Below are 816 nucleotides of genomic sequence, written 5' to 3' on the forward strand. Positions count from 1 at the left end.
GCCGTCACGCGAAAGCGCGGCGGCATAGAATTCAAACACCGGCTTGAACGCCACCTCAGTCGCCCAGCCATCGAGCCGGCTAACAACGGCGGCCAAGACCTCGTCTCCGCCGGCATGCTGCCGGAGCGAGGCGATCAGCGACTGGCCCTTTGGCCGCTCGCCAGCGAGCGTGAGCAACGTCTCCTCGGAAACCTCGAAGATCGGGCTGCGCAGCACGGCGGCCAGGGACAAGTCGTCCTCCGGCTGAATCAAAAAATGGCCGAGCGCGATCAGGTCCTGCACGGCGATATGGCCGGGAAGGCTCAGCCTGTCCGCGCCGGCAACCGGGATCTGCCGGTTCTTGAGGCTGCGCGACAGCGCGTGCACGAAGCGATCGCGCTTGCGCACCAGCACCAGGATGTCGCCGGCGGTCAGCTTGCGGCCTTTGCCTTCGATGGCCTCGCCGTTGCGCAGCCAGTTCTGGATCGTCGTTGCCACATGTTCGGCCACGCGCACGGCGGGCGCGCTGGCGTGGTTGACCGGCAAGGTCCAGTCGTCGGGCTCTTCGACCATTTCGGCGCCGATCGAGGGCCACACCTCGACATAGCCCGGCGCATCGGTGCGGATCGCCTTGTGGCTGAGCGGATCGGGATCGTGGCTGATGCCGCGTCGCACGCCTGGCTCGGCGAAGACGCGGTCGACGGCGGCAAGCACGTCGTCGCTCGAGCGGAACGACCAGGTGAGCTTCAGGTCGGCAAACGAAGCCTCCGCGTCGCGCACCCGCCCGGCAAACAAAAGCCGGCTTTCGGCAAAGGAATCGGGCGCCGCGCCTTGGAA

General features: G+C 67.2%; 1 pseudogene. It reads right to left on the minus strand.

From position 1 onward, the window contains the following. Positions 1-816, minus strand: a pseudogene (locus EOA60_RS35340) (3'-5' exonuclease); the annotation flags it as partial.

It is taken from the genome of Mesorhizobium sp. M1A.F.Ca.IN.020.06.1.1, assembly GCF_004023265.1.
In the GTDB taxonomy this organism is placed as follows: domain Bacteria; phylum Pseudomonadota; class Alphaproteobacteria; order Rhizobiales; family Rhizobiaceae; genus Mesorhizobium.